At 31.9% G+C, this 3,815-nt stretch carries 4 protein-coding genes; all 4 read left to right on the top strand.

Translation table 11 applies throughout. The features are described 5' to 3' along the window. Positions 1-1,401: RHS repeat-associated core domain-containing protein (locus tag Q0910_RS28440; protein WP_299224200.1), on the top strand; the 1,401-nt coding region annotated here is incomplete at its 5' end. After that, positions 1,376-1,726, top strand: coding sequence for a hypothetical protein (locus Q0910_RS28435; RefSeq protein ID WP_299224197.1), 351 nt, complete (start codon positions 1,376-1,378; stop codon positions 1,724-1,726). The genes Q0910_RS28440 and Q0910_RS28435, both read left to right, overlap by 26 nt. 570 nt (positions 1,727-2,296) lie before the next feature. Beyond that, positions 2,297-2,890, top strand: coding sequence for a sigma-70 family RNA polymerase sigma factor (locus tag Q0910_RS28430; protein WP_299224194.1), 594 nt, complete (start codon positions 2,297-2,299; stop codon positions 2,888-2,890). A gap of 81 nt (positions 2,891-2,971) precedes the next feature. Beyond that, positions 2,972-3,815, top strand: an 844-nt coding sequence (locus Q0910_RS28425) for a hypothetical protein (protein WP_299224191.1), incomplete at its 3' end; no start/stop codon positions are given.

Below are 3,815 nucleotides of genomic sequence, written 5' to 3'. Positions count from 1 at the left end.
TATTACACCTATAGTAACAATAAGCTTTTAAAAGTAAGAGAGGCTATCACATCAAGTTATAGAAATGAAGGTTTTAAGGATGGTACGAATACCAATGATGATTATGTCTATGACAGTAATGGTAATATGACAATCGATCGTAATAAGGGAATATCCAGTATTAGTTATAATCATTTAAACTTACCCAATACTGTTGCGATTTCTAATAGTGAAGGAACAGGAAATATTAGCTATATTTATGATGCCACTGGAGCAAAACAAAAGAAAGTTGTCTCTGGAGGAAGTTCTTTAATAGTAGAATATGCTGGTAACTACGTATATGAAAATAACAATCTTAAGTTCTTTAATACTGCAGAAGGATATGTAGAACCTAACGGAACTAATGGGTTTGATTATATTTTTCAATATAAAGATCACCTAGGCAATATTAGACTCTCATACTCAGATAAAGACAAGGATGGAAAAATAGATGTACTTCGTAATGATGCAGATGCAGACGGTGATGGTGACTATGCTCACGAGATTATGCAAGAGAAAAACTACTATCCATTTGGGCTTGAACATAAAGGATACAATGAGCTCGTAATATCTCAACACAAGTATGGTTTTGGCGGTAAAGAAGAACAAAATGAATTAGGATTAGCATGGATGGATTTTCATGCACGCAATTATGATGCTGCATTAGGACGTTGGATGAATATTGATAATCACGCTGATTCTTATTTTAGATGGTCTCCTTATAGCTATGCGATAAACAATCCATTAAATGTTATTGATCCAGACGGTAATGACATAATTATTTTATTAGATAAAGAAGGTGCTAATAGTGCTGGACACCAAGCTATACTGGTAGGAAGTGAAGATACTGGATGGGTTTACATCTCAAAAGATGGAAGTGCTGATGAAGATAATCCAGGCGATGGAGAATCCAGATACGTAATCAAACCATTTAATACATTAGATGAATTTAAAAAAAGTAATCATAATTTCACAGTAAAAGATGGGAAATATCACTCTGAAACCAATGGAGAGGAAGCAGAATTAACTGATAATGATTTTGTAAAAGATGAAAATGGAGAACGTGTTCAAAGATTTGATGATGCATTTAGAATAGAAACAATAAAACCTGACGGATCCAGTACTGACCAAGCTAGTATTGATGCAGCAACTGCCATCGCTAAAAAAGATTATCTACTAGGAATGTGTGATTGTTCTGATGTTCCATCAGCAGCTTTAGGTGTTGGAGAAGATTCTAAAGGAAATAAGTTACAAACCGGAGAACCCAGATGGTATAATCACACAACTTTTCCTACTTCGGTTTATGCAAAATTACCTTCTACCAAGCATGATAAAATTAAGAAAAGAAATAAAAACAATGGAAAAAAAGTTAAAGATTTTTAGCATGAAGAAAAAAAGCATTCTATTTTCATTATTAATATCCGGACTCTATATATCAATCGGTACTTATAATTATTTTTATCACGGCAAAGTGTCTCACTTTGTTAATGATTTAAAACCTGATTTAGATTATACTCTTGTAAGACCTGCTGAAATTTTTGGAGTAATGGCCCGTTTCGTTGGGACTTTCATTTATGATTCAGACTTGTTTTTCATTCTAGGACAATTATTTGGTCTTTTGATATATGCCAGCTTTATTTGGCTTTTAGTAGTAACTTTCAAATTATTATTTAATAAACTTACAATAAAAAAGCAGAGATTTTTTTAGTTTGAATTAATAAGATTATAATCCAATAATTTAAAAAAATCTAATTACAAAAGCCACACTTTTAAAAAAGTGTGGCTTTTTGTATCAAATGTCTCGTCCTAAATTAGGTCTACACTAAATTTTCTTTTATTGACAAAACCATATATAAACGTTAAGTTTTTATGTATATATGTGTTTAGGAATTATACTTGAAGATTTTACTCTTTATCATGCTACAAAACCTTTTGAATATATTCTTTCAATAGAATAAATTTTGTAAAATCTCTTATTTGTTCCTATCTGATCAATCTAAAAGCACTCTTTATCCACTATCAAGCAACTCTCTTTATATCAACAATATAGGTGTTTAAAAATTTGTCCTGTATTTTGTTAATCATAATATTCTGAACTTTTTATTACAACCTGGAGTGTAAGTTTGACAAAAAAATAATAACGATTAACAATAAGAAAATTTTATCCAAAACAAAAGATGCAAGAGGATTCTACAATTTTCAATAATGTATTGAAAATCTATATAAATTCTTTAACAGAGTACATAGGTAATCTAAGTTAGAGATAACTACGAATAATATGAGTACAATAAAAAATCGACCAATTACAGAAGGAATTATTAATGGGAACCATCAGGTTTTAAAATCATTTTATAAAAAGAATCTACCCATAGTTAGAAGATTTATTCTCCAATATTATGGTTGCACAGAAGATGTAGAAGATATTTTTCAAGAAGCGATGATCTTATTATATCATCAACTTAGGTATAAAAACCTAGAGCTGCCCAAAGCATCTATTCATAGTTATTTTATTGGAATTTGCAAGAATCTTTGGAGAAATCAACTGAGAAAAACAAAACCATTAGAACATCTAGAACTAATCGAAAATTATATTCAGGACAATTTGGATTCTATAGATGATATTATTACAAGAAATGATCAAAGGAATCTTCTTCATAAGCATTTTAGCAGACTTACTGATAGTAACAAAGAAATGTTGACTATGGTTTTTGATGGAAAAAGTAACAAAGATATTGCTCGTATTACCGGATGTTCTGAAGGGTACACTAGAAAAAAAAGAACACTATCCAGGAAGAGTCTAATGGAATTGATTTTTCAAGATCCACTCTTTCCTGAGTTAAAAGAAAGTTCAGCTAAAGTGATATTGAATTAAAAAACATAAAAAATTACAAAATTGGGGTAACATTTATTCTATAAGAGAATGAATATAATTATAAAAACAACTAATACAGTGATGAAAATTAAAAATTTATTGATAGCAATTACTGTACTAGTCAGTACAGTAGTCAGTGCACAGACACAGACAGAAAACTACGTAAAAACTACTACCTATCAGAAAGCAGTTCAGGAAGGAGCGCAAGATCAGGTATTGGAAAGCGATAAGGTTGAATCTGTGAACTATTTTGATGGATTGGGTAGAGCCAAACAATCGGTTGCTGTTAGAGCAGGTGGACAAAAGCAAAGTACCAATATAGTAGATTGGACTAACGATTGGACTGCAGGTGGTGAACATACACCATTGTTTAATATGAACGGTCAGTCTGTGGATAACCAGCGTATTTTTGCTAGTAATCCATTCGGAGAGCAATCACTCTTATGGAAATGTGGTAATGATGCCAACAGTGATGCTGATGGGGGTTGGAATACTGATTATATCGCAGTGGATAAAAATGTAGCTTATCGATATACCGTTTGGGTAAAACGTACCGGATCACAAGATGGAACTACCTATCACGGTACACAGAATGTAAACAATCTTAGTGGTATCGCCAATAATAATCCATATTTCTGGTCAGGAGACATGCCAAATCTTAATCAATGGTACTTATTGGTAGGAGTAGTACATCCACATACCTATACAGGAGGCAATAGTGGGATCAGTGGTGTTTATGATAGTAATGGAACTAAAGTAAGGAACGGAACCGATTTTAAATGGAGAAGTAATACCACTACTGCACGATTTAGAAACTATTTATACTATAGCATTGATATCAATGTAAGACAATACTTTTGGAATCCTGTGTTAACACAAATAGATGGGAACGGAGAACCGATTTCTCAATTGATTAGCCAATCCA

The organism is uncultured Aquimarina sp., from assembly GCF_947495315.1.
Lineage (GTDB): Bacteria > Bacteroidota > Bacteroidia > Flavobacteriales > Flavobacteriaceae > Aquimarina.
This window is presented reverse-complemented; position numbering and strand designations above follow the sequence as displayed.